Source organism: Stutzerimonas stutzeri RCH2 (assembly GCF_000327065.1).
GTDB classification, from domain to species: Bacteria; Pseudomonadota; Gammaproteobacteria; order Pseudomonadales; family Pseudomonadaceae; genus Stutzerimonas; species Stutzerimonas stutzeri_AE.
Genome location: NC_019936.1, coordinates 987,098 through 1,010,883 on the forward strand (window position 1 = coordinate 987,098; position 23,786 = coordinate 1,010,883).

The following is a 23,786-nucleotide window of genomic DNA, read 5'->3' on the forward strand; positions in this document are numbered from 1 at the left end:
TGTTGTATCGGCGTGGTTCATCGTCACGTGCGGGCGGATGTGTATGGAAGGTTCCAGGACGGTCACCGGGTTCGGACCTCAGATGTACTGAAAGCTCATGAGCAAGGCGGTTTTTGGGCGCTGTTTACCGCCACGGGCAGCTTGTACGTTATTGTGACTTTCAAAGAAGACGGGCGCCTGTCACTGGATTGGCTGTTGGCACAGAGGGCAAAAGGCATACACGCAACCCCGGTAACGATTCAGTGATCCGTTTCTCGTGTCACTACTATAAAACTGAGCCCACGGTCCGTGCTGATGCTCGTAAGTTTATATCCTCTGAGGAAAAGAAGGGCGGGGTGTCATGCAGGTAAAGCGTTGGGGGCAGCTTGATGCGCTTCGTCAACAAATTGGAGAAAGTCGCTGGTTACTTTGCGTGGATCTGGAAGCGACTTGCGATGAATACCCTGCCGGCCTAAACGAGGCGGCCCGGAACGCTCACGTATTGAAGGTCCAGCGCGACGAGATGGAGACGATCGAAATTGGCATCGCGCTGTTGGATGTTCAGTTGGAGTACAGGATTGTCGATCATTTCGGACAGTTTGTCCGACCGCTACTTCGCCCCACGCTAACTGAGTTTTGCACGGGGCTGACCGGCATATCTCAATCTGACGTCGATACTGCAAAGCGTTTCGCGGAGGTACAAGATCAGCTTGGTGACTGGCTGAGGCCGCGAAATACAGAAGGCTGGCGCTGGTGCTCTTGGGGCGATTACGACCGAAACCAGCTGAAGGAGGACGCTTTCAGAGCAGGGGTAGATGTATTGCTGGATCCGGCGCGTCATATCAATCTAAAGAAGTGCTTTTGGAAGATTTTCGCTTGCCGTGCGCTAGGGCTGAAGTGTGCAGTGGAAAACATAGGCCTTTCCTGGGAGGGTGAGCATCACAGGGCCATCGACGATGCGCGTAATCTGGCACGGTTAGCGCAGTTACTGCTCAGCGCGAGGCAACCGACGTAGTAGGGCGGACGGCGCTGTGCCTGCTCATCAATTCTACCCCGTGGCCGCCCGGCTCGCATCGAGCCGCCATCTCACCAGTGCATACGGAACACATCTGGATAACATCATAAAGAGATTCAACATGTAGCTTGGCGTGAGGTATTGGCTGATGCACCCGAATTGCCGATACTGCTAAATGGCCAGCATGCTTGTATAGGGAGTCGAAGCGATGGCAGGGAAGCGTAAGCGCAGCAGCAAGTCTGGCGTATCTGGAGCGATGGTTCTGTGTGCCCTAGTGATTGGGGGGCTAGCTTCCGTTCCCAAGGGTGTTTGGGTTTTCTTGGGCGGAGCACTCATTGTCGGCATAGGCGGGTGGCTAGTAATAAAGGCCTTCAGCAAACCGTCAGTCATGTCTTCGGCAACAACTATGCGGCCACCTCAAGGGGGAACTCGTTCAAGTTCCTCGGACCTCGGCATAAGCACCGGCCTGACGTTTTCATTGGATGAGGTCTCGCCACTAAATGAGCCCTCTGCTCCTGCGCAAGTCTCGGCGTCGCCCCGGCAGGTTTCGGCAAAGCGAGACGACTCTGGCTTTTTTACCGTAACTTTGGAGGCCACTGAGCGGTCTTCCCACCGAATTCCGAGCGCGCCGGCGAACCTGAATAGTGCCAACGTGCGGTGGCTTTCTGCTGGCGAAAGCATCGAAGTGGCGGGCGAAAATATCCCAATTGGTCTGATCTACGTCGGCGAAGATAAAAACAGGCGCAATGGACCTTCGGAACCGTCACTGATCAACCCGAAACTGAAGGTCGCACGGGGCATCGTCGATATATCTGAGCGTCTCACCTCTTACTGGCCCAGTTACGACAGCATCTCTCCTGAGGCCCGCCGCGCATATTTGCAATGGCTATCCAGTGGTCGTAAGGCTCCGCATGCCAACATCGGCTACGTGTTCCTATTCTTCTACGGTCTTGAGCGTAGGGTTTTTGTCGACGCCAAGACGGATCAGGCTGCGGCGGGCGACATACCTATCATAATTGCCGAGGTAGAGCGGCTGCTCTCGATCTATGGCAAGAATAACTCCTTCAATAACTACGCCAGTCGCTTCGTAGACTTCCTCCGCCAAGGCCAAATACTCGCCAGGCGCTATCAAAAGGCGCCGCCGGCACCATTACCTTACGGCTACGAAATGCCTGTAGAGCTGCGTATTGGCCTGGGTCAGTTGGCGGCTGACAAGCAACCAATGCCGGCTGACTGGGCGTTGGCCTGGGTGCTGTCTGATCACAACGTCGGGAAGCGAACACCCGTAACCCGTTGTAAAGAAGCGTTCGCCCAGTTGTTCTGCATGCGCTACGAGGAACGTTATGGCGCCGGTATGGTGCTCCCTCAGAACAAGACCCGTCTGAGACTCCAATACAACACCGCTTCTGCGGGTCTACCACCCCAAGAACTGGATGGCCTATCCGGTATTCCTGACGTCACGGCGACTAGCGCAGCTCGGAAGAAGCTGCAGCAGTTGGTTGACGAATGCACGGTGCAGTTGGAGCCCTACAGTCGTTATCTCGGCCGCAACCCCGACACTCCTGATGCACTAGAAGGGCTGTTACAGTTGCCTGTAAACCTGTGGCCGCCAACAGCTCGAACAGCGCTCGCCGAGCTAAAGCAACGCATCGGCGACGGCATGGTGGTCATGAGCTTCGGTGAGCTGGCAGGACGACTGCAGTGTGCAGGTAGCCTGTCGCGAGAAAAGGTTCTGACGCTCGCCCGCGCGCTGGAGTCTTTACACATCGGTATCGAGCCGGATGTGCTGACAGGCAGCCGAACACCCAAGTCTGAGGACAATGTGGCGCTCTTTGCGACCCAGGCTGACGATGGTGATCTGCGGTCTTCGCCGGCTTATAGCGCCGCCTCTGTTACGTTGGACCTTGCTTGTGCTGTGGCTGCGGCCGATGGTGACACGTCGCCGCAGGAAATTATGCTGCTATCCCAGCATATAGACTCTTGGAGTCACCTGAGCGGTGCTCATCGGAAGCGCCTGAAGGCCCACCTGCGCCTGCAGCTTAACCAGCCACCAACCCTGCAGAGCCTGAAGAAGAAACTGGAGCCCCTGGCCGAGCCGGCGAAGAGGGTTGTGGCGGCTTTTCTCGCTCACTTGGCGCAGGTCGACGGCGAGGTTAGTCCCGCAGAGGTGAAGTTGCTGGAGCGCGTCTACAAGACCCTGCAGCTGGATCCGCAATCGCTGTACAGCGACCTTCATGTGGCCTCCAGTGGCAGCTCCGTTGGCTCATCGCAGACAACGCCTTCCATACCCGGAGCAAGTCCGTCCAAGCCCGTTGGCGGATTTGCTCTGGACCAGGAGCGCATCGCTCAGCTGCAGCGTGAAACGGAACAGGTATCTGCGCTGCTGGCTCAGGTTTTCGTTGACGACAAGCCTGCTGAGCCAGATGACGTAGTTGTGGAAGAGACTGTTGAGGATACTTCCTCCATTTGTGGCTTAGACGCCGATCACTCAGCCTTCCTGCGTGTACTCGTATCCCGTACCGAGTGGTCTCATGACGAGTTGGAGGCCGTTGCAAGCGATATGGAGCTCATGCTCGACGGAGCATTGGAGCAGATCAACGACATGGCATTTGAGCATTTCGATATGCCAGTCACCGAGGGGGAAGACCCCTTCGAAGTCAACCCTGACATTATGGACAAATTACCGCTATGAGCAGCATCAGAGCCAAGGACCGCGATGCGGTCATCCAGTCCCTGCGCGCCGGCGTCGTTCCCCGTGCAGGCCAGCACCTGATTCAAGTGGGGCGTGTCGGGGAGCTGGAAGCACTCATCCGTGATGTGGAGCGCCTCGCGGAAAGCGGTTCCGCGTTCCGCGTAGTGATCGGTGAGTATGGTGCAGGCAAGACATTCTTCCTCAACCTGGTTCGTTCTATCGCGATGGAGCGCAAGCTCGTCACCATGCATGCCGATCTGAACCCAGATCGTCGTCTCCATGCTACTGGTGGCCAGGCTCGCTCGCTGTATGCCGAATTGGCCAAGAATATGTCCACCCGAACTAAGCCTGATGGCGGCGCTCTGCAAGGAATAGTCGAGAAATTCGTGGCACAGGCCAAGACGGAAGCCAAAGCGTCCGGCAAAGACAGTGAGGCTGTGATTCGCGAGCATCTAGACCAACTGACAGAGATGGTCAACGGCTATGACTTTGCTGATGTAATCGCGGCCTATTGCAAAGGCTTCGAAGAGGGTAACGAGCAGCTCAAGGCCGATGCTATCCGCTGGTTGCGTGGCGAGTTCACTACCAAGACAGATGCCCGCACCGCACTGGGGGTGCGAACCATCGTCGACGATGCGTCGGTCTACGATCAGCTCAAGCTGCTTGCTCGATTTGTTCGGTTGGCCGGCTTTAGCGGGTTGATGGTATGTCTCGATGAGCTGGTGAACCTGTACAAACTTTCCAACACCCAAGCTCGTAACGCTAACTACGAGCAGATTCTTCGTATCCTCAATGACTCCCTGCAGGGCTCTGCTGAGGGGCTTGGTTTTGTGTTGGGCGGTACACCCGAATTTCTCATGGATACTCGCCGCGGCCTCTACAGCTATCCGGCGCTGCAGTCGCGTCTGGCTGAAAATAACTTCGCCAAGTCCGGGCTGGTAGATCTGTCCGGCCCTGTCATACGCCTCACTAGTCTGACACCTGAGGATTTCTACGTGCTGCTGCAGAAACTGCGTCATGTATACGCGGCAGGCGTGAACGAGCGCTATTTGCTACCCGACGAAGCATTGCCGCTGTTTATGGCCCACTGCAACCAGCGGATGGGTGAGGCCTACTTCCGTACCCCGCGGACGACCATTACCGCATTCATCAGCCTGCTAGCGGTGTTGGAGCAGAATCCTGACGCTGATTGGCGGACCCTGTTGGGTGCCGTGGAGATTGCACCGGATCGAGGCGGTGAGGCCGATATCCAAGTGGATGCGGACGATGAGCTTGCCACCTTCCAGCTCTGAATCGGTTGGCTTCGAACTCCTTGAACCGCGAATCCAGCGCTGGATATGGACCGAGGGCTGGACCTCCCTACGCGATGCCCAGGAGCGTGCTATCCCTGCGCTCTTGGGGGCCGACCAGGATGTCATCATCGCGGCGGCTACAGCTGCAGGCAAAACCGAAGCCGCGTTTCTGCCCATCCTTACCAATCTCCTGCAGGACACGGAAAAGCCTGGGGCGGTGCTTTACATCAGCCCGCTGAAGGCTCTCATCAATGACCAGTGGGATCGTTTGGCGAGGCTTTGCGATGAGCTTGAGCTTCCTGTCATTGCTTGGCATGGGGATATCTCAGCGAGCCGCAAACATCGCTTCCTCAAGTCCCCGGAAGGCATTCTGTTGATCACGCCGGAGTCGCTCGAAGCTCTGTTCGTGAACAAGGGAACCAGCCTAGCGGGATTGTTTGCCAACCTGCGGTACCTGGTGGTGGATGAGCTCCATGCCTTTATCGGCAGTGAGCGAGGCAAGCAGCTGCAGTCACTCATGCATCGTGTTGAAACAATCATTGATCGCCCCCTGCCCAGGGTTGGTCTTTCCGCCACGTTGGGCGACATGACGCTGGCTGCTGCCTTCTTGCGTCCCAATGCCCCTCATCATGTGTCGGTGATCGAATCCAAGGGTAGCGGCCAGATACTTAAGGCTCAGATCAGAGGGTATGTGGAGTCCAAGAAAGCGCTCCCGGTACAGCCTGAAGGTGACGATGTTTTTTCTCCGGACCATGCCATCGCAGAGCATCTCTTTCAGGTCCTACGCGGCAGCAATAACCTGATCTTCCCCAACAGTCGAACTCAGGTTGAGTGGTTCGCTGACAATCTGCGGCGCCGTTGCGAGCAGAATGGTGTACCGAACGAGTTCTGGCCGCATCACGGCAGTTTGGCGAAGGACATTCGAGAGGAAACCGAGAAAGCGCTGAAAGCCGGTGACCGGCCTGCCACCGCAGTCTGCACTACCACGCTGGAGCTTGGGGTCGATATCGGCAGCATCAAGACGGTAGTGCAGATCGGGGCTCCGCCATCGGTAGCTAGCTTGCGTCAACGCTTGGGGCGATCCGGACGCCGTCCGGGAGAGGCAGCCATTCTCCGAAGTTACTGTAAGGAGCGTCAGCTAGACGATGGCTCGCCCCTGTCGGATCGACTTCGCCAGGGTTTGCTGCAAAGCATCGCGATGATCCGGTTGTTGATGCAGGGCTGGTTCGAGCCTCCTCGTGTTCATGGTCTTCATTTATCGACGCTGGTACAGCAGTGCCTCTCGGTGATAGCCCAGCGGGGTGGAGCTACAGCTGCAGAGCTGTGGAGCACCTTGATACGCAGTGGTCCGTTCACTGGGGTGGAGCAGGGCAGCTTCCTCAGTTTGCTTCGTGCCCTCGGTGAGCGCGATTTGATAACCCAGGAAACATCGGGGCTCCTGCTGCCCGGCGTAGTGGGGGAACGCCTGATCAACCACTACGACTTCTACAGTGCATTTGTCAGTAATGAAGAGTTCCGCCTGGTATGCGATGGGAAACCACTTGGCGCATTGCCCGTCTCCAGGCCATTGACCGTCGATCAGCGAATCATCTTTGCTGGGCGCCGCTGGCGGGTGACGAGCGTGGACACTGAGGCCAAGGTCGTTGTCGTGAGATCCGATCCCGGTGGTGCTCCCCCGTCCTTTGACGGGCTTGGAGCCCGTGTACATGATCGGGTTCGGCAAGAGATGAGGAGCGTCTTGTTGGAGGCGGACGTCTACCCCTATCTTGATACTACGGCACAAGAGCTACTAGCTCAGGCACGTAGCGCTTTTTCGGACCTTGGACTGGCACATTCGAGCATGACCGAAAGCGGAGGTAAGACTTACCTTTTCAGCTGGCGAGGCGATTGGACAAACGATGCCCTAGCCATCTTGTTGACGCACACCGGACTAGCCAGTGAGAACAGCGGGTTTGTCATCGAGGTTGAGGGAGATCGGACGTCGCTTGAAAGCAAGCTGCGTGAGATCGCCGAGTGGGACGGTATTGATGAATCCGCTGTTCTGGCGGACGTACAGAACATGGCTCAAGAAAAATGGGATTGGGTGCTTCCGCCAGCATTACTCATGCAGTCTTACGCCACGATGCATTTGGACTTGGGTGGAGCAAAGGCCTTGGCATTGGCTCTAGTGAGCCAGCCTGCGGAGACGGCCTGAATCTAGCTTATTTGTGTGGTGCCTGCTTTGTTGAAAGCCGACTTTGGTTCATCTGCTGTAGATGAACCATAATCCATGCGCTTTTGTTGGTGCAATCTTTAAGCGTGCGTCGGTTGTCGGGCATTAGTAAATGAAAGGCTACCGAGACAGTAAAGATTTGAAGTGAGCAGCCTTCAAGTTAATCAGGCGATCTACAATAAAGCCAGCGTCTAACCGAGTCGCATTGAAGCCAATTTAGTCAATAAACGTCTTTATCTATAGCGCGCCTCGGTTGCATGCGGCTTTTGATTAGGAATGCAATGGCGGGACATTAGCGCTTGCACGCTTACCGTGGCGCATTGAAATCCAAAATATCCAGTTGCTCGGTCAGCCAGCGATATGCCTGATATGTGCTATTAAATTTACGAACTAGGGTGCGTACACCTTTATCTATGTTACAGTCGCGGAGCGTGAGGCCAAGACCTTCTTCGTCGATTTCGTAGGTCTTTGCTTTCATATCGCCGAGCTGCATCGCAAGCAGCCTAACGTCATCGAGTGAGTGAATGGGGGCGATGCTGTGCTTGCGCACGTAGGAGCGTACCTTCTCTGAAAGCTCATTGAAGTCATCTGCATTAATGCGGTGGACTATATCATCTGAATCTGGGATTTGCTCCGGATAGTCATCATCAAGTGATACGCAGTGTTCCACACCGTGAATGCTTGCTACTAGGTATTGACCGCCGACTTCGTCGCGCTCGCGGTTAAGAATTAGGATAGACATGTTTTTTCCTCAGGTTGTTGTTCTGTTCATTATTCTAAGTTGCTCCGCTTTAAAAAGGCAATAGGCTATACTGTATTTTTATACAGCTTATGGTTAACGCCTCGGAGGCCGTTCGGCTGGCTATCTAATGAGTGTCCGATCCAAAACCCATAATTTAAAAGTGGCATAAGCAGTATGTCGTGGGCAGTGGTGTCTCGGTAAGCGATTGCGCCAGTCCGTCGCCGACCCAGGCTGTGAGCGCAATTTAAAATTACTCTACTTGGTTCTCGCATTTTAAAATGTGAATCGGCTGAAAGAGTGGAAGCACCTGCTCATACCCAGCGCTGTTCAGCCGGTCTATGTGCTGCTCCCGGCGGGTCGTCTTGTGGGGTCAGGTAACATGGTTCGTCCTTGGCCAACGAACCAAAGTCCTGAATTCGATATGGAAATGATAGGATTTTTTAGCCTTTGTAATACTTGGCTTTTGGGTTATATAAAAAATAATGTTTTAGTTGTTGTTTTTTTGTTTTCGTTTTTGCAATAATTGATTGTGTGGCATGTGTCACGCAAATAATAAGAAGAATAGTATGAACGCAGAGACTCAAAGCGCCTACATTAGTTTGGCCAGTAACTTCTATGCGACTCGAATGCAGGGCGTTGAGCTTGATGAACTCAATATTATTGGTGCTTTGCTACGGGCTGCCCCCGATTATCGCCCGGATTATTACCGGCGCTTACGTAACGCTTTGGCGTTTGATCAAAAGCATCGAGGCAATTTCTGGGCTGCTCAAGAAATCAATCGGACGCTCAATCCGGTCACTGTGTTGAATCTTCCGCGCAAAAAAAAGCAACAACGTCCGCAAAAGCTTTCTACCGCTGATTTTGAGGCGTGGCTCCGATGTTTAGCTGAACGAGATATGCCTGTCGAAGCGGGAGCGTTAATGGTGATATCTCTTACCGGAGCGCGACCATGCGAGCTTAACGGAATCTCTATTGATGGCCGGCGCATCCATATATCTGGTGCAAAGCTTAGCCACAACGGTTTACGCGGCGCTAGCCGAACGCTTGAGGCTGATGGAGACGTCTGCAATATCTTGAGAAACGCTCTCGCTGCTTTTAAATGTCAGCCGCGCAGTATAGATTCAATACGCATTGCGCTTCACCAAGTCGCTACTGAGCTATTCGGTAGGAGGAAGGTGCCGAGTATGTACACACTTCGTCACCAGTTCGGCTCAAATCTGAAAGCCTCAGGCATGTCCGCAATAGAAATGGCATACGTCATGGGGCACCAGGCTACCGATTCGATTAGCCGCTATGGCGATAAAAGATTTGGACGTGCAGAAGCGGTTAAGGTTAAGCCTGCAAGCGATGCTGACTTTTCAAAGGTGAGAGATACAGTGCCTGCTCGAATGCGTGCGGACGCCGTGGCCCTTAATGATCAGCGAGACTTGGATCGTAGGTCTGAGGTCGCTGACGGCTGAGGTGATGTGGGGCGGCGGACAATCAGAGGAATTCCTCAGGCCATAGAGCGTTTGTATCTAGCTTTGGTTTCGATAGCGGCTTCTAACTTTACGTCGTGGATGCCCGGGTGTCTGTTATGTAATATTGCGCACATGGGTTGCTCACTGGCAGCTTGCGGTCGATTCTGTTGAAAAACTCCCGTTGCGATTTTCACCAACGAAAGTGCGTGCCTGAGGTTGAATCTGGATCATTGCGGAGGCTGAACTCCTCCAGATTTCGCGTAGCAACTCCTGAATCGGCCGCTTTTGCGGTTCTGTGTAAGTGAAGCGGAGCAGCGCCGACTTTTTCAACAGAATCGGCCAGGAGCGGTCATCCAGTTTCTACTAAAGCTAGGCTGCTTCAGGCCATGGCCGAATAGTTACCGCTGCTGCAGACTAGGCTCATTTCGCGAACCCAAGGACGAGTGGATTGAATATCAGACGTGAGATGACCGATGTAGAGCTCTGCATCAATCTTGTGCCGGAGGCGGGAGAGCACTACCGCCGTGCCTTGGACGTGATGTTTGCCTATCCGGACTATGCAAAAACCCAGTTTCGGATTGTGGTTGAGCATTTAACCTCGATGCTGGCCAAGCGCTTCCAAGTGGAAATCGACCAAGTTGCTCTCTACGACGCAATCAACCAGTTGTCTGCGAGCCAGATTATCGACCATAGCCTGCGCTCTGATTTGCATGCCATTCGCAAAGCTGGAAACGCAGTAGTCCACTCACAAGGAACCAGCACAGCAGGCTCAGGAGAGTCAGGCAGCAAAGAAGCTCATGGGGTAGGTGATCTACAAAGCGCAGTAGATGCTCGGAAGACTCTGGTGGGGATATTCGAGAGCATGTTCCTACTGCTCAACAGAGGCGAGAAGTTACCAGCCATTACCACCGTCGAAGTCGGCGATTTTACCAGTCAGCAGACTCTCTGGAAGGCGGTAACGACCATGGACTTTGAGGCCAAGATGGCTGCTGGCCTAATTCTTGAAGCTCAGTCGATGGCCCCGATAAACAGTAAGGCACTACTTATTGGTTATAGTGAGGACGTGCATAAGAATACTACCGTCCGAATGGCTGCTGAGCTGTACTGGGCAGCCACTGAGATCAGTGCAGGGCTCGATAGGTTTAGCTTTAGCGAGATACATTTAAAGGGCGGGAAAGAGGCTTGTCTGTTTAAGCTGGCGAATACAGAGGCTCTATACCGATATGGCCAACTAACTTTTGATAAGAATGAGGGTGAGGAGAGTCATCGCCTGGGTGTAAAGGCATTGGAAATTGCAGCAACGCGTGGATACCCCTCCGCCTGTGCGCTGTACGGTGATCATCTGCGTCAGAAGGGGCAGTTCGAAGATGCCTTGGCAATGTTTGAGGTAGCTTTATCTAGGGGTGAAATCACTGCCTACGCTGGGTTAGCTTTTCTGCATCTCGAAAAGGAATCGCCCTTTTACTCACCAGAGAAGGCCGAGCAGTGCCTTGAAGATGGTATCGCTAGAGATTGCCACCACAGCGAATATCTACTTGGCCGTTGGCTCTATGAAGGCAAAGAATTAGAAGAAGACAAGGAGCGGGGCCTTAAGCTCTTAGAAGCTGCTGCCGCAGGCGGACATGGGGTGGCAAAAAACTACATCAATTTTTGCGTGGAAGACCGATTCGCCAAGATGCTTCAGCAGCAGTTCCTGAATGCCCTTCCTTTCCTAGGGCCTAACACCGATGCGCCAAAACAGGGTCGAAACGAACCTTGCTCTTGCGGCTCGGGGAAGAAGTACAAGAAGTGTTGCGGGGCATGATGGTTCAACCCTAGGGGTTTGCAGTGGCGGGTAGTCCCCCATTTTTACACTCGCCAGAAGTAGAAGTCCGCTTTTGGTCGACTTTTGCCTGATGCGATGGGCTCAAAGCGGCCAGAAGCGGAAGCTGGCGACAGTGCATCGGGTGCCATGTTGTAGCCATCTGTCGATGGCAGCTTGCTGCAGACTGGTTTGTAGCACCTGTTGACAGCCTGCTGCCCCAGATTGATTAATAGCGGCAGATGAAAGCGCTTTACCGACTTGCCTTAACGTTAGAGAAGAGATTGAAGGCAAACTCGGGCTTTCTTGCGGCCTCTCCGCATGCTCTAACCACTCCAATTTGAATGGATGGTTTTCGCATGCCTGTTCGTCAGACATATCTATGCCTGTTAATCCTCGGAACCGCGTTCTGGGGGATTTCGTTTGCCTTCACCAAAGTGGGTGTTGCGGACGGGTCACCCTTCGTATTCCTGGGGTACAAGTTCGCACTCGCTACGCTAGTGCTTTGCGTGATCTTTTTCAGACGGCTGAAACTGATCAACAAAGAAACGCTCCTGGCCGGCGTGGCCATAGGTCTACCCTTGTGTTTGGGTAACATTTTCCAGACTGTCGGGCTTCAGCACACCAGCATCACCAACACCGCCTTCATCACTGGCCTGGATGTATTGCTCATCCCGGTCTTCAAGTGGGCTCTCTTTCGGAAGCGCGTCGAGCCTCGAATCTGGCTCTGCTGCGCCGTCGCGCTGACAGGGCTCTATCTGATCGTTACGAGGGCCGGGCTTACTCTGAATCCAGGTGACATCTGGATCATGTGCTGTGCAGTCTTTTTTGCCGCATATGTGCTCACGGTTGGCTTCTTCTCGCATAAGTACGACTCGATGCTTACGGTCATCACTGCGCTGGCTACCTGCGCTACTGGATGCCTTTTTGCTGCACTTTTCGACGCTAGGGCCGAATGGGCCCCAATGGATTCCTCCTTCTGGGAAGGAGTTCTGTTCTGCGCGTTGCTCGCCACAGCCTTCATGTACGCGGTTCAGAGTGCTGCGCAGAAGTATCTCGAAGAAGAAAAAGTAGCCCTGACCTACCTGTTCGAGCCCATCTTCGCAGCATTCGCGGGAGCGATGCTCCTTGGCGAAACCTTGGATGGAAGAACCCTGGCCGGTACAGCTCTCATCTTTTCAGCTCTGCTGATCGCCGAGATTGATGTACCCAAGTTCTTATCCCGCCTGCTGCGCGCCCTGTTTGCCCCGTGGGCTAGGCGCCAATGAGTATTTGGATGGAATTCTGTGGAGGCTTTGGTCGGTAGCTGCCGGAGGCAGCATTTGGCCGAAAGCGCCCGCTCTGCAGGTAGGCGAAGCGCTTATAACAGTGAGACATGCTTCACGATGTAGCCTTGGCCCGTGTCTTCACGATCGCAAGGAGAACTCCCGCAGAGATTGCAAGTACTCCCGCTATGAGACTGGCACTCAAGGTCTCACCGAGCCAGAACACCGAACTCATCAAGCCCACCAGGGGTACGCCCAGCATGGCCAGCGACATGCTGGTCGCGGGCAACCACATGCTCGCAGCGTTGACGGCGCAGAAGCAGAAGGCAGTAGCCAGCGGGCCGACGAACAGAATGATCTGCCAGAACGCCACCGAGCCATCGCCTGTGAACGGCCCTTCGACGATTCGCGCTAGTGCCAGCAAAGGAACCGTAGCGACGAGCATCTGCCAGGGGGCGAGCTGGTAGGCCGTGGCGCGAACCTTGGCGTAGCGCAGATGCAGGATGCACAGCGCCCAGCAGGCCGAGGCGATGAGCAACATCAGGTTGGCGCGCACCAGGCTCGCATTATTCCAGTCAAGCGTCAGCGGATTGAACAAGACGGCTACGCCGAACATGCCGAGGGCGGCGCCGAGGAGCTGACGAGGGACCAGCCGCTCACGAAAGACGAGCACTGCCAGTGGCGTCACCCACAGCGGGGTGGTGTAGGCGAGTACGGCCGAGCGGCCCGCCGGGATATCGGTCATGGCCAGCGCGCCGAGCAGTGTGAAGGCGAGCATCTGCAGGAGCCCGACGCTAAGCAGGAGCGGCACGTCGCCTCGGCTGGGTCGATAGAGGGTGCCGGTCAGCAGCTGCAGAAGGAACAGGCACAAGGCGCCCAGTGCGAAGCGGCTGGCTGAGAACCAGACGGGTGTGACGTGGCCAAGTCCTGCCTTCATCACCGGCCAGTTCGCGCCCCACACCAGAATCGCCAAGAGCAACAGCACCATGCCCTTGAGTCGAGGCGTCAATAAGGTACGGCTGGATACCGGGGTGTTTCGTGCTTCGGTAGTTAGGCTGTGCGGGCAGGTCATCACCGTGGCCTCCAATAGCTATTCGTGTTGAGAACAGCCTAAGGGGACCGAGGCGGAGAAGCTTTCCTAAATGGCCTAGATTGTTTCTAATTGCAGGAAAATATTCTGTTATATGGTATTTATGAGGAATATTTGAAATGCGTAAATTGGATCGGATCGACATCGGCATTCTCAACCGACTGCAAGAGGATGCCCGCGTCACGAATGCTGAGCTGGCGCGCGCAGTCAATCTTTCATCAACGCCATGCTTCAACCGGGTCAAGGCCATGGAGGAGCTGGGGCTGATTCGACAGCAGGTCACGCTGCTGGCTCCTGAGCTGCTGGGGCTCAACGTCAACGTATTCATTCACGTCAGCCTGGAGAAGCAGGTAGTCGATGCGCTGGCGCGTTTCGAGAGTGCCATCGCCGAACGCCCGGAGGTGATGGAATGCTATTTGATGACAGGGGATGCCGATTACCTGCTCCGCGTGCTGGTGCCTGACATCCAGGCGCTGGAGCGCTTCATCCTCGATCACCTGACCAAGATTCCCGGCGTCGCGAATATTCGCTCGAGCTTCGCGCTGAAGCAGGTGCGCTACAAGACGGCGCTGCCGTTGCCACCCAACGGTTTGGTCGTTGGATGATACGGGTTCCGAAGGTGGGGTCGCTCATTCGGCAGTACTACCAAAAACCCTACCGCTGCGAGTACGTGCTCGCTCGCTAACTTGCCTGTGTCGCGCTGAGCCATTCGCGTGGGCTTTTGCCGACCTTGCGGCGAAAGGCACGCGATAGAGCCGACGGGCTTTCGTAGCCGACCTCATCGGCGATGAGTGCAATCGGCCGCCCCTCGCGCAGACGCTTTAGGACCAGGCTGACCCGCCAGCCACGTAGGTAGTCAGCCGGTGTGCTGCCTACGATTTCATGGAATCGCGCAGCGAAACCGGCCCGGGACATGTTGCAAGCTTGCGCAAGGGTTTCCACCGACCAGGCCTGGTGCGGTGCGTCGTGCATCAGGGTGAGGGCGCGGGCCAGCCGCGGATCGGCGAGGCCGGCCATAAGGCCCGTGGACAGGGTGCGGGTCGCCAGCAGATGACGAAGCAATTGAATGAGCATCAGCTCAAACAGTCGGTTGAGCACCGCGAATCGTCCGCACTCTTCGTTGAACGCTTCCTGAAACAGCCATTCGAGATTGCCGGCAAGGTTCGGTAGCTGCGACAGCGGCAAAAGCAAGTGACCCGGCAAGGCGAGGGTCAGCGGGTTGTCGATACCGCCGTCGAACGTCAGCGAGGCGCAGACCAGTTCCGCATGATCGGCAGTGTCGGCGATTAGAGCGTGCGGTGCCGGGCGTGGAAAAAGGATCAGCGTAGGCTCTTCAATTTCGTAGACCAATAACCGTTCGGCCTGGATACGCACCCGCCCGGCGCGCAGCAGGTGCAGATGGCCCTGCCGATCTCGGCCATCGTATTCGGCCGTGCCGCACAGGCCGCCGCTGTAATAGGTAGTGGCGTGTAGGCGGAAATGGGTGAGCAGAGCGGACAAGCGGTCCATGTGGCCTCACAGGTTTGGACGATCTGCAGCATAAGGTCGACGATCAGCCGCCATTTGAAAAGTCGTTTTGCTGATCATGTGTTCGAGGCTGGCGCACAGGCCCAGCCACCTTGAACTTAGGAGAACCACCATGAGCCGGATTACCCCTGTATCTATCGAACACGCCCCTGATGCCGCGCGCCCGTTGCTGTCTGGCATTCAGAAAAGCCTTGGCAGTGTGCCTAACGCCTTTCGTACCTTGGCTCACGCGCCGGCTGCGCTGGGCGGCTACCTTGCGCTCTCTCAAGCACTTGGCAAAAACTCCCTCAGCGCACGCCAACGCGAAACCGTTGCGCTGGCGACTTCGGAGGCGAACGGTTGCGACTACTGCCTCGCCGCGCACTCTCTGTTCGGCCGCAAGGCGGGCCTTGACGATTCCGCCATCGAGCTGGCGCGGCGTGGCAGCCTGGACGCGGTTGCAATATTCGCCCGGCAGGTGACTGAAAGCCGCGGGCAGGTCAGCGACGAACAGTTGGCCGAGGCGCGGGCGGCGGGGGCTGAGCGATGCTCAAATAGTCGACATCGTGGCGCAGATTGCCCTGATGACACTGACCAATTACCTCAACAACGTTGCCCAGACAGACGTTGACTTTCCGGCAGTCCAGCCGCTTACAGAGGAGTAAAAGCGTGAACGCTACGCTTTATACCACTAGCGGCTGCCCCTACTGCATCCAAGCCAAAGCGCTGCTATCCCGCCGAGGGGTTAACGTCACGGAGATCGACGTCGGAGCCAGCCCCGATCAGCGCGCCGCGCTGATCGCCCGGACCGGCCGGCGTACGGTGCCACAGATCTATATCGAGGGTAACCATGTTGGAGGCTTTAATGACTTGGTGGCCTGCGACAGGATCGGCGGCCTTAGAACGGCGGATACCCAATCGGATAGCGTATCGGGTGTATGACGCTGGTGGGCGGCTGTCGCCGGATCGGCGCGCAGCTTCGAAACCCTAGTTCAGCAGGTTCAGATCGGCCTCATGTATGTGTCTCGATCTGAACCTGGCTGAACTATTCCTTCGTCATGTGCTGCTGGCAGGCCACCATTTTCACAATATTGGTGAAAGTGGCATTTCACCGAGAACAGGCTGAGAAATCAGGTCCCGACGTTCAACTTCAGCCACGACCAGACACTGGAATCGTCGGAAAAGCTGGAGCAGCTGGCCAGCCGTGAAGGCGTGACCTTCATCATCCAACATGAGCCTGCTGACAACGCACGGTTGCCCGCTCTTCCTGGCTATCTTGACTGAGTGGTCCGCTGGCGCGGGTGGGTTGGAGTGGCGTGTATCGCAACGGCTGTGCAGCAGTAACGGCAATTGCTGCACAGTTGTTAGCGTGCCCAGCTCACTCGTCTGGCCGGATAACAGAACCTCCAATCTTCCAAATCGCCTGCTGTACCTAGGCCGGCACCATCGTGTGGATGCCGGTCAGGCATGCCCCGAAACATCAACCCTTAGGAGTACTGATTCATGGACACCCCGATCATTGTGGTCGCCACGATTACGCTACAGCCCGGCAGCCGTGAAGTGGCCGAAGCGGCGCTTCGCAAAGCTGTCGCACGAAGCCGCAAGGAACCTGGCTGCGACCAGTACCAGCTGCATGAAGACAGCGAGCGGCCGGACAGGTTGGTCATGATCGAGCGTTGGCGAGACGAGGCGGCGCTACAAGACCATCTTGAAGGGCCGGTCTTTCGAGAGCTGGCCGAAACGCTTGAAGGGCATATCACGCTCGACGTGATGAAGCTGTCGTTGCTGGCTTGAAGCCGTAGCGTCTCGGCCGCCAGAACCGTGGGATGCGATACTGGTTCTGGCAGCTGCTATCTAGCATTGCCGTTCAAGCGATCAGGCCAGGATCAGACGCGAGAGGCGGCAGCTCCTGCTTCAGCGGATCGAGATGACTGCGCAACAGTGCATGCAATTGCTGAACGGCCGGCGAATATTGCTTGCGATGCGGGCACACCAGGTTAAGTGGTGTGGACTCGCCTTGATACTGAGCCAGCACGATCTCCAGCCGTCCCGCCTCGATGTCGTCGTGTACGTCGAGCCAGGATTTGTAGACCAACCCTTCCCCCGCGACCGCCAAGCGTCGCGCGATGTCGGCGTCGTTGCTGTACAGCGGGCCAGTGACTTGTACCGTCTGATCACCTAACCGCCAGCGGTCATGCGCGCGTCCGTTGAGCGAATACAGCAGGCAATGGTGCTGAGCAATATCGGCGGGCGTTTGGGGCCTGCCGTTACGCTCCAAGTAGTGCGGGGCGCCTACCAAAACGCGGCGATTCCAGGGAGCCAGCGCCAAGGCTACCCAACTCGCATCGTCAAACACACCGTAGCGCAGCGCAACGTCCACCGGGTCTCGAAATACGTCGGCCACTTGATCCGATATCAGCAAGCGAAGGCTGAGCGCCGGATGCTGACGACGGAACTCGGAAAGCCACGGCAGCAGTAGGTTACGGCCGAGATCTGACGGCGCGGAGACCTGCAGCAAACCATGCAGCTGAGTGCTTTCCCTGCGCACCCGGTCCTGGCCTTCGCGCAAGGTATCCAGCACCTCGCGGGCAAACGGCAGGTACTGGTCACCTTCGGCAGTCAACCGCAGGCTGCGCGTGGAGCGAGCGAACAGACGGACATCCAGGTCACGCTCGAGGCGCTTGATCGCTGCGGCCACCTGGCCCGGCAGCAGGCCGACCTCGCGGGCGACATTGGAGAAACTGCCCAGCGCGGCTGTGCGCACGAAAAGCTGAAGATCTTCGAACCGAACCATTTTCACACCTGTGGTGAAAGTGCTGGCGGATTTTGAGCCTTTTTCCAGGGGTATGGGAAGACGAAGATGCCCCTACGTTTCGCTTGTACCTGACCTTCAAGGATTGCCCACATGAAAGCTATCGTCTTCACCGAATACGGCCTGCCAATCGACGACCCTCGAGCATTGTTCGATAGTGAGCTGCCAGAACCTACCCCAGCGCCGCACGACCTGCTGGTGCAGGTCAGGGCCATCGCGGTGAACCCGGTCGATACCAAGGTCCGTTCCGGCAAGGGTGCTACCGAACAGCCCAAGGTGCTCGGCTGGGACGCTGTCGGCGTAGTGCGTGCCGTAGGCGCCGACGTGACGCTGTTTCAACCCGGCGATGAAGTCTTCTATGCCGGCGCCATCGACCGTCCAGGCAGCTACAGCGAGCTGCACCTGGTCGACGAACGTATTGTCGGACGCAAGCCGCGCAGCCTGGACGATGCCAGTGCCGCGGCTTTGCCATTGACCTCGATCACTGCCTGGGAATTGCTGTTCGACCGCCTGGGCATCAGCGAGCAGGGTGGAGCAGGACAGAGCCTGCTGATCCTGGGTGCCGGCGGCGGCGTGGGTTCGATCCTGACGCAACTGGCCCGCCAGTTGACCGGCCTGCAGGTGATCGGCACCGCTTCGCGCCCGGAAACCCGGGAATGGGTCAGTGCCCTGGGTGCGCATCATGTGATCAACCACAGCCGGCCGCTGGCCGAGCAGCTAAAGGGCATTGGTATCGAGGCGGTGGATCACGTGATCAGCCTCACCCACACCGACAGCTACCTTGCTCAACTGGTCGAGGTGTTGCGGCCCCAGGGCCATCTGGCACTGATCGACGATCCGGCCGTGCTCGATGTGGTGCCGCTCAAGCGCAAGTCGCTGGCGCTGCACTGGGAGCTGATGTTCACCCGCTCGCTGTACGGGACGGACGACATGATCAAGCAGCATCAGTTGCTCAACCGTGTGGCGAAGCTGATCGACGCCGGTGTGCTTAAGACGACTGTAGGCGAGCATTTCGGCCGCATCGAGGCGGCCAACCTGCGGCGTGCCCATGCACTGATCGAAAGCGGCAAAGCCATGGGCAAGATCGTTCTGGAAGGCTTCTGACTTATCCATGGACCAGCGCCCGCCGCGCGGGCAGGAGACTCATCATGCGCATCGAAAAACGGTTTCGCCACACACTGTTGGCCTTGGCGCTCGCCAGTCCAGTCACCTTCGCCACGCAACTCCAGCCGCTGCCGGCGAGCGCTGCGTCGGCTCGGCCGATTGGGGTGATTGATCAGGTATTTGCATTCCATGACGCCATGCCCACCGGCGTAACCGTCAGCGAGACCGGGCGTATCTTCGTCAACTTCCCGCGCTGGGGCGACGCCGTGCCTTTCACAGTGGGTGAAATTCGAGACGGGAGGGTTCAGCCGTACCCCAATGCAGCCATCAACACCGAAGATCCGGACGACCCGGCCAAGGGATTCATCAGTGTGCAAAGTGTGGTCGCCGACGGCATGGGGCGTATCTGGGTGCTGGACACAGCCGCGCCGGAGTTCGCCACGCCGCGTCCAGGCGGCGCGAAGCTGGTCGCCATCGACCTGGCCAGCAACCGGGTGGTCAAGACCCTGGTCTTTCCACCTGAGGTGATCCTGCCCACCACCTATGTCAACGACATGCGCTTCGACTTCCGGGTGGGCAAGCAAGGCACGGTTTACGTGACCGATTCATCCGTGTCCGGCCCTGGCGGCATCATCGTCATGGATATCGCCAGTGGTAAAGCCAGCCGTCGGTTGAGCGGCGCAGCACAGACCTCTGTCGACCCGGACTTCGTGCCGGTCGTGGAGGGCAGACCGGCGCTACTGACCAAAGGCACCGATGGCAAGCCGAAGGCGCTGGGGGTGGCTTCCGACGGCATCGCTTTATCCGCGGATGGAAAAGACCTCTATTTCTCTCCGTTGTCCAGTCGCCACCTGTACGCCGTGTCAACTGCACTGTTGCGCGACCCAGCTGTGAGCGAGGCACAGCTGCAGGCTGCCGTGCGTAACCTGGGTGAGAAGGGCGCCTCCGATGGCCTCGAGGCGGATGCCGAGGGTGCCGTTTACGCCACCGACTACGAACACAACGGAATTCGCAAGCGCCTGCCTGACGGCACGTGGCAAACCATTGTCCATGACCCGCGGGTGCTCTGGCCGGACACCCTTTCCATCGGCCCGGACGGCTACCTGTATTTCACCGCCAACCAGCTGCATCGCTCACCTGGCTTCAACGGTGGCCAGGACCTGCGTAGCAAGCCCTACAGCCTGTTGCGGGTAAAAATCGATGCAGCGCCGGCACCTACGCACTGAGACGGCCTCCGCCTACGCAGCTGCAATCGGAAAAACGTTGACTTCGGACTGTGCCCGAGACGCGCGTCTGCGGGCGAGGTGAAACCATGAAACCGATCATCCGTCTCGGTTACATCGACCTGAGCTTTCATGCGGCGAGTGCCGCGCTGGTGCAGCGCGTACTTGAACGCCACGACTATGAGGTTCAGGTCAGTGCCGCGCCACATGAAGACATGTTCCGCCGCTATGGTGCCGGCGCTGTCGACATGCTGGCCTCGGCCTGGCTGCCGGCGAGCCATGGAGACTACCTGGCGCCTTATGCCGCGCAAACACGCACGCTCGGCGTACTGTACCGGCCTTACTGCATCTGGGGCGTGCCGGACTATGTTCCCGTCGACGCGGTACAGAGCGTCGCGGATCTCCTTCGCCCCGAGGTCGCTACACGAATGACGCGGCTGATCCAGGGCATCAATCCCGGCGCCGGCATCAGCCGCTTCTCCAGGGCGATTGTCCAGCAATACGGCCTCGATCGGCTCGGATATCACTTCGAGAACGGTACTCAGGCCGATTGCTTCGTGCGCTACGAACAAGCCCATGCACGGCGCGAATGGTGCGTCGTGCCACTCTGGCATCCGCAGTTCCTGCATCACTCACACCGCATTCGCCCCTTGGACGAACCCCTGGGGCTGCTCGGTGGCCAGGATGACGCAACGCTGATCGTGAGCGAGCCATTTGCCCGCGATATGCCCGCGGCATTGCTCGAGGAACTGAACCGCCTCAGTCCAGGCAACGAAGTCATTAGCGAACTTGATCACTCGATCTGCCGCGATGGGATGTCAGCGCTGCAAGCCGCCGACGCGTGGCTGGCTCGCAGCGTTGCCCTTTGAAAACACTATCTGACAGGAGAAACCACCAATGGAACTCGCCAGCCTCGCCAAACGTCGCTATACCACCAAGGCTTTTGACGCCAGCCGCAAGATTCCGCAGGCGTCCATCGACGCGTTGCTTGAACAACTGCGCCACAGTCCGTCCTCGGTGAACTCGCAACCCTGGCACTTCGTCATTGCATCTACCGACGAAGGCAAGGCGCGAATCGCCAAGGGAACCGAGGGTAGCTTTGCCTACAACGCACCCAAGGTCCTCAAGGCTTCGCATGTGATCGTGTTGTGCAGCCGTAACGACATGACCGAGGAACACCTGCAGGCGCTGCTAGATCAGGAAGCGCGTGATGGCCGTTTCCATAGCGAGGATGCCAGGGTCGGGCAGGACAATGCCCGCCGCGGTTACGTAGCACTGCACCGCTATGACCAGAAGGACCTGCAGCATTGGATGGAAAAGCAGACCTATCTTGCGCTGGGGACCCTGCTGCTGGGTGCTGCCGCGCTTGGTCTGGACGCTACGCCAATGGAAGGCTTCGATTTCAAGAAGCTCGATGAGGAGCTGGGGCTGCGGGCACAGGGCCTTACCAGTTTGGTGCTGGTCGCGCTTGGCTATCGTGACGAAACCGATTTCAATGCCGGTCTACCAAAGTCGCGTCTGCCAGCGGAGCAGGTTTTCACTCATATTTAAGAAACAGGCCCCCCTAAATCGACGAGCAAGCGGGCGCCACTCGGCTTCCTGATGGCAGGGTTTCGCCAGCGGCTTCTTTTGTGAAGCAACGAGCAGCCGCTACGACAGGGCTTGATCGATCCAAGCAACCCTGGATGGTACCGATCAGCCCTATGGAAACGCCGGGGGGAGCGGCGCGCGAAGCGGCGATGATGAGGGGCCGCCTCGCGATGCCCTATAGGCGACGCTTGCGCTCATCGATTCACATCTACCACCACGCGACCGCGAACCTTGCCATTAAGTAACTGTTCGACGACCGGCATGGCCTCGCTCAGGCCAATCTCATGGGTGATCTGATCGAGTAGCGAGAGGTCCAGGTCAGTGCAAAGACGCTCCCAGGCCTCGACACGCTCCTTGTAGGAACGGGTGACGCTGTTGATGCCAAGCAGACTTACACCGCGCAAGATGAAGGGCGCCACCGTTGCTGGGAATTCCATCCCTTGAGCTAGGCCGCAAGCAGCAACGACCCCATCAGCGTGCGTACCGGCGCATACGTTAGCAAGCGTATGGCTACCGACCGAGTCGATTGCCGCGGCCCATCGCTCTTTCGCAAGGGCTCGCCCGGGATTGGACAGCTCGTTGCGATCGATGACGGTAGCTGCGCCTAAGCGCTTGAGATATTCCGTTTCGCCGATTCGGCCTGTCGCGGCGATCACCTGGTAGCCTCGGCGCGCCAGCAGCGCAATGGCGAAGCTGCCAACACCGCCATTGGCCCCCGTTACGAGTACCTCGCCACGCGCCGGCGTCAGGCCATGACGCTCGAGGGCTAACAGACAAAGCATCGCTGTATAGCCTGCAGTTCCTATTGCCATGGCCTGGCGTTCGCTCAAACCCTTCGGCAGCGGGATCAACCAATCCCCCCGCAGCCTGGCTTTCTGGGCCAATCCTCCCCAGTGGCTTTCACCTACGCCCCATCCGTTTAGCAAAACTCGGTCACCAACCTGATAGTGCGGGTGATTGCTGGCTTCAACCGTTCCGGCCAGGTCAATCCCCGGGATCATCGGGAATTGGCGGACGACCGGGCTCTTGCCGCTGATAGCCAAGCCGTCCTTGTAGTTGAGCGTGCTGTAGCTCACGCGGACGGTAACATCGCCAGCCGGGAGCTGCTCGTCATGCAGGTCAGCTAACTGGGCTTGGTATCCGTCTGTATTCTTCTCAATAAGAATCGCCTTGAACATCTTCACCTCCTATTTAGACCGATCGTCTATTAATTCCCAAAAAATTTAACGGCCAATCGCCGCAAAGAATCCTTCGCTGAAGATTTCCAGCGGGCGCACATCGCGGCTCAATTTGCTGCGAAGCACTGCGCCTTCCCAGCCAATCCAAAAAAAAGCGGCTAGAGAATCGCAGTCGCTATCGCTGTCTATCTGTCCTTGGCTCGCGGCTTCACGCAGACAGCAAGCCAGACGTTCCTGCCAATCAATCAGCGTATGCTCCAGAGCCAGACGGAAGCTCTCAGGCAAGGCCATGATCTCCTGTCCAAGGTTGCCCACCAGGCAACCGCGGCGGAATTCGTACTTAGCCATACCCTCCTTGGCATCCTCGACGAAGTTTCGTATGCGCTGGAGCGGTGGGTCCGCCTCGTTGAGCAGCAGGAGATCCAGTTTCCGGGCAAAGCGGCTTGCATAGCGGTCCAGTACCGCCTGTCCAAAGGCTTCTTTACTATTGAAGTAGTGATAGAACGAGCCCTTGGGAACATTGATCCGCTTCAACACGCTGTCGATACCTGTCGCCGCAAAGCCCTGCTCGCTCAACACTTCCATCCCGCACCGAAGCAGCGCGTCGTGGGTGTCTTCACGCTCACGAGGAACCTTTGGGGGACGGCCGCGACGGGCTACTGGTTTTGCACTAGTCATGGCAGCATAATAGACCGATCGTCTCAAATATCAAGACAGCAACAACTGGGTGCTCAAATGTGCAAGGGGCTTCACGGGAGTATTGCGCAGCCGAAACTGTTCGCCTGAATCGCCCCTAGTTTCGTAGACACCTCCAGGCCTCATAAT

The 23,786-nt window shown here is 57.2% G+C and carries 20 protein-coding genes and 1 pseudogene; 15 read left to right on the top strand and 6 right to left on the bottom strand.

Features of this window, described 5'->3' with window-relative positions:
* The first annotated feature begins 340 nt into the window (after positions 1 to 340).
* The 4 genes from PSEST_RS04440 (at position 341) to PSEST_RS04455 (ending at position 7,172) form a co-directional block, all read left to right on the top strand.
* Positions 341 to 994: a 3'-5' exonuclease gene (locus tag PSEST_RS04440; RefSeq protein ID WP_015275829.1), complete on the top strand. Its 654-nt coding sequence runs from the start codon at positions 341 to 343 to the stop codon at positions 992 to 994.
* Between the two features lie 208 nt (positions 995 to 1,202).
* Entirely contained in the window at positions 1,203 to 3,686 is a 2,484-nt protein-coding gene (locus tag PSEST_RS04445) for a TerB N-terminal domain-containing protein (protein WP_015275830.1), read from the top strand.
* Entirely contained in the window at positions 3,683 to 4,978 is a 1,296-nt protein-coding gene (locus PSEST_RS04450; RefSeq protein ID WP_003291459.1) for an ATP-binding protein, read from the top strand. Before PSEST_RS04445 ends, PSEST_RS04450 begins: the two co-directional genes overlap by 4 nt.
* Complete coding sequence (locus tag PSEST_RS04455) at positions 4,953 to 7,172, top strand: DEAD/DEAH box helicase (RefSeq protein WP_015275831.1); 2,220 nt, start codon at positions 4,953 to 4,955, stop codon at positions 7,170 to 7,172. The genes PSEST_RS04450 and PSEST_RS04455 overlap by 26 nt, the downstream gene beginning before the upstream one ends.
* Before the next feature lie 325 nt (positions 7,173 to 7,497).
* Here the strand turns inward: PSEST_RS04455 and PSEST_RS04460 are convergent, their stop codons facing one another.
* The gene (locus PSEST_RS04460; RefSeq protein WP_003291593.1) at positions 7,498 to 7,932 is read right to left on the bottom strand and encodes a hypothetical protein; all 435 of its coding nucleotides are present in this window, start codon (positions 7,930 to 7,932) and stop codon (positions 7,498 to 7,500) included.
* 566 nt (positions 7,933 to 8,498) lie between these two features.
* Between PSEST_RS04460 and PSEST_RS04465 the strand changes: the two genes are divergently transcribed.
* From PSEST_RS04465 to PSEST_RS04475, 3 genes are all read left to right on the top strand, one after another.
* Positions 8,499 to 9,392 (top strand): site-specific integrase, encoded by an 894-nt coding sequence (locus PSEST_RS04465; protein ID WP_015275832.1) that lies wholly within the window; start codon positions 8,499 to 8,501, stop codon positions 9,390 to 9,392.
* Positions 9,393 to 9,840: 448 nt separating this feature from the next.
* Positions 9,841 to 11,196, top strand: coding sequence for an SEC-C metal-binding domain-containing protein (locus PSEST_RS21970; RefSeq protein WP_015275833.1), 1,356 nt, complete (start codon positions 9,841 to 9,843; stop codon positions 11,194 to 11,196).
* 356 nt (positions 11,197 to 11,552) lie between these two features.
* On the top strand, positions 11,553 to 12,461 hold the full coding sequence (locus PSEST_RS04475; protein ID WP_015275834.1) for a DMT family transporter: 909 nt from the start codon (positions 11,553 to 11,555) through the stop codon (positions 12,459 to 12,461).
* A 112-nt stretch (positions 12,462 to 12,573) separates the two neighbouring features.
* Here PSEST_RS04475 and PSEST_RS04480 read toward each other — a convergent pair whose 3' ends face one another.
* Positions 12,574 to 13,530, bottom strand: coding sequence for a DMT family transporter (locus PSEST_RS04480; RefSeq protein ID WP_015275835.1), 957 nt, complete (start codon positions 13,528 to 13,530; stop codon positions 12,574 to 12,576).
* 137 nt (positions 13,531 to 13,667) lie between these two features.
* Here PSEST_RS04480 and bkdR point away from each other — a divergent pair, with 137 nt between their 5' ends.
* A complete protein-coding gene (gene bkdR / locus PSEST_RS04485) occupies positions 13,668 to 14,153 on the top strand; it encodes a Bkd operon transcriptional regulator BkdR (protein WP_015275836.1) in 486 nt (161 codons plus the stop codon).
* Positions 14,154 to 14,229: 76 nt separating this feature from the next.
* Here bkdR and PSEST_RS04490 read toward each other — a convergent pair whose 3' ends face one another.
* Positions 14,230 to 15,057, bottom strand: coding sequence for an AraC family transcriptional regulator (locus tag PSEST_RS04490; RefSeq protein WP_015275837.1), 828 nt, complete (start codon positions 15,055 to 15,057; stop codon positions 14,230 to 14,232).
* Between the two features lie 130 nt (positions 15,058 to 15,187).
* Here PSEST_RS04490 and PSEST_RS04495 point away from each other — a divergent pair.
* The 3 genes and pseudogenes from PSEST_RS04495 to PSEST_RS04505 all read left to right on the top strand — a co-directional run bounded on the left by PSEST_RS04495 (position 15,188) and on the right by PSEST_RS04505 (position 16,848).
* A pseudogene (locus tag PSEST_RS04495) lies at positions 15,188 to 15,719 on the top strand (carboxymuconolactone decarboxylase family protein).
* A gap of 4 nt (positions 15,720 to 15,723) precedes the next feature.
* Positions 15,724 to 15,996, top strand: coding sequence for a glutaredoxin 3 (grxC, locus tag PSEST_RS04500; protein WP_015275839.1), 273 nt, complete (start codon positions 15,724 to 15,726; stop codon positions 15,994 to 15,996).
* Positions 15,997 to 16,557: 561 nt separating this feature from the next.
* Positions 16,558 to 16,848, top strand: a complete 291-nt coding sequence (locus PSEST_RS04505) for a putative quinol monooxygenase (protein WP_015275840.1) — start codon at positions 16,558 to 16,560, stop codon at positions 16,846 to 16,848.
* Positions 16,849 to 16,921: 73 nt separating this feature from the next.
* Here PSEST_RS04505 and PSEST_RS04510 read toward each other — a convergent pair whose 3' ends face one another.
* Positions 16,922 to 17,848: a LysR family transcriptional regulator gene (locus PSEST_RS04510; RefSeq protein WP_015275841.1), complete on the bottom strand. Its 927-nt coding sequence runs from the start codon at positions 17,846 to 17,848 to the stop codon at positions 16,922 to 16,924.
* A gap of 111 nt (positions 17,849 to 17,959) precedes the next feature.
* On the opposite strand from PSEST_RS04510, the gene PSEST_RS04515 reads away from it, so the two are divergent.
* From PSEST_RS04515 to PSEST_RS04530, 4 genes are all read left to right on the top strand, one after another.
* On the top strand, positions 17,960 to 18,970 hold the full coding sequence (locus PSEST_RS04515; protein WP_015275842.1) for a zinc-binding alcohol dehydrogenase family protein: 1,011 nt from the start codon (positions 17,960 to 17,962) through the stop codon (positions 18,968 to 18,970).
* A 44-nt stretch (positions 18,971 to 19,014) separates the two neighbouring features.
* Positions 19,015 to 20,196 carry an L-dopachrome tautomerase-related protein gene (locus tag PSEST_RS04520; RefSeq protein WP_015275843.1) on the top strand — a complete coding sequence of 394 codons (1,182 nt, stop codon included), beginning with the start codon at positions 19,015 to 19,017 and terminating at the stop codon, positions 20,194 to 20,196.
* A gap of 86 nt (positions 20,197 to 20,282) precedes the next feature.
* Positions 20,283 to 21,062: a glycine betaine ABC transporter substrate-binding protein gene (locus PSEST_RS04525; RefSeq protein ID WP_015275844.1), complete on the top strand. Its 780-nt coding sequence runs from the start codon at positions 20,283 to 20,285 to the stop codon at positions 21,060 to 21,062.
* A 28-nt stretch (positions 21,063 to 21,090) separates the two neighbouring features.
* Entirely contained in the window at positions 21,091 to 21,744 is a 654-nt protein-coding gene (locus PSEST_RS04530) for an oxygen-insensitive NAD(P)H-dependent nitroreductase NfsB (protein WP_015275845.1), read from the top strand.
* Between the two features lie 233 nt (positions 21,745 to 21,977).
* Here the strand turns inward: PSEST_RS04530 and PSEST_RS04535 are convergent, their stop codons facing one another.
* Both PSEST_RS04535 and PSEST_RS04540 read right to left on the bottom strand, forming a co-directional pair.
* Complete coding sequence (locus tag PSEST_RS04535; RefSeq protein WP_015275846.1) at positions 21,978 to 22,961, bottom strand: MDR family oxidoreductase; 984 nt, start codon at positions 22,959 to 22,961, stop codon at positions 21,978 to 21,980.
* A 45-nt stretch (positions 22,962 to 23,006) separates the two neighbouring features.
* Complete coding sequence (locus PSEST_RS04540; protein ID WP_015275847.1) at positions 23,007 to 23,639, bottom strand: TetR/AcrR family transcriptional regulator; 633 nt, start codon at positions 23,637 to 23,639, stop codon at positions 23,007 to 23,009.
* Positions 23,640 to 23,786 lie beyond the last annotated feature (147 nt).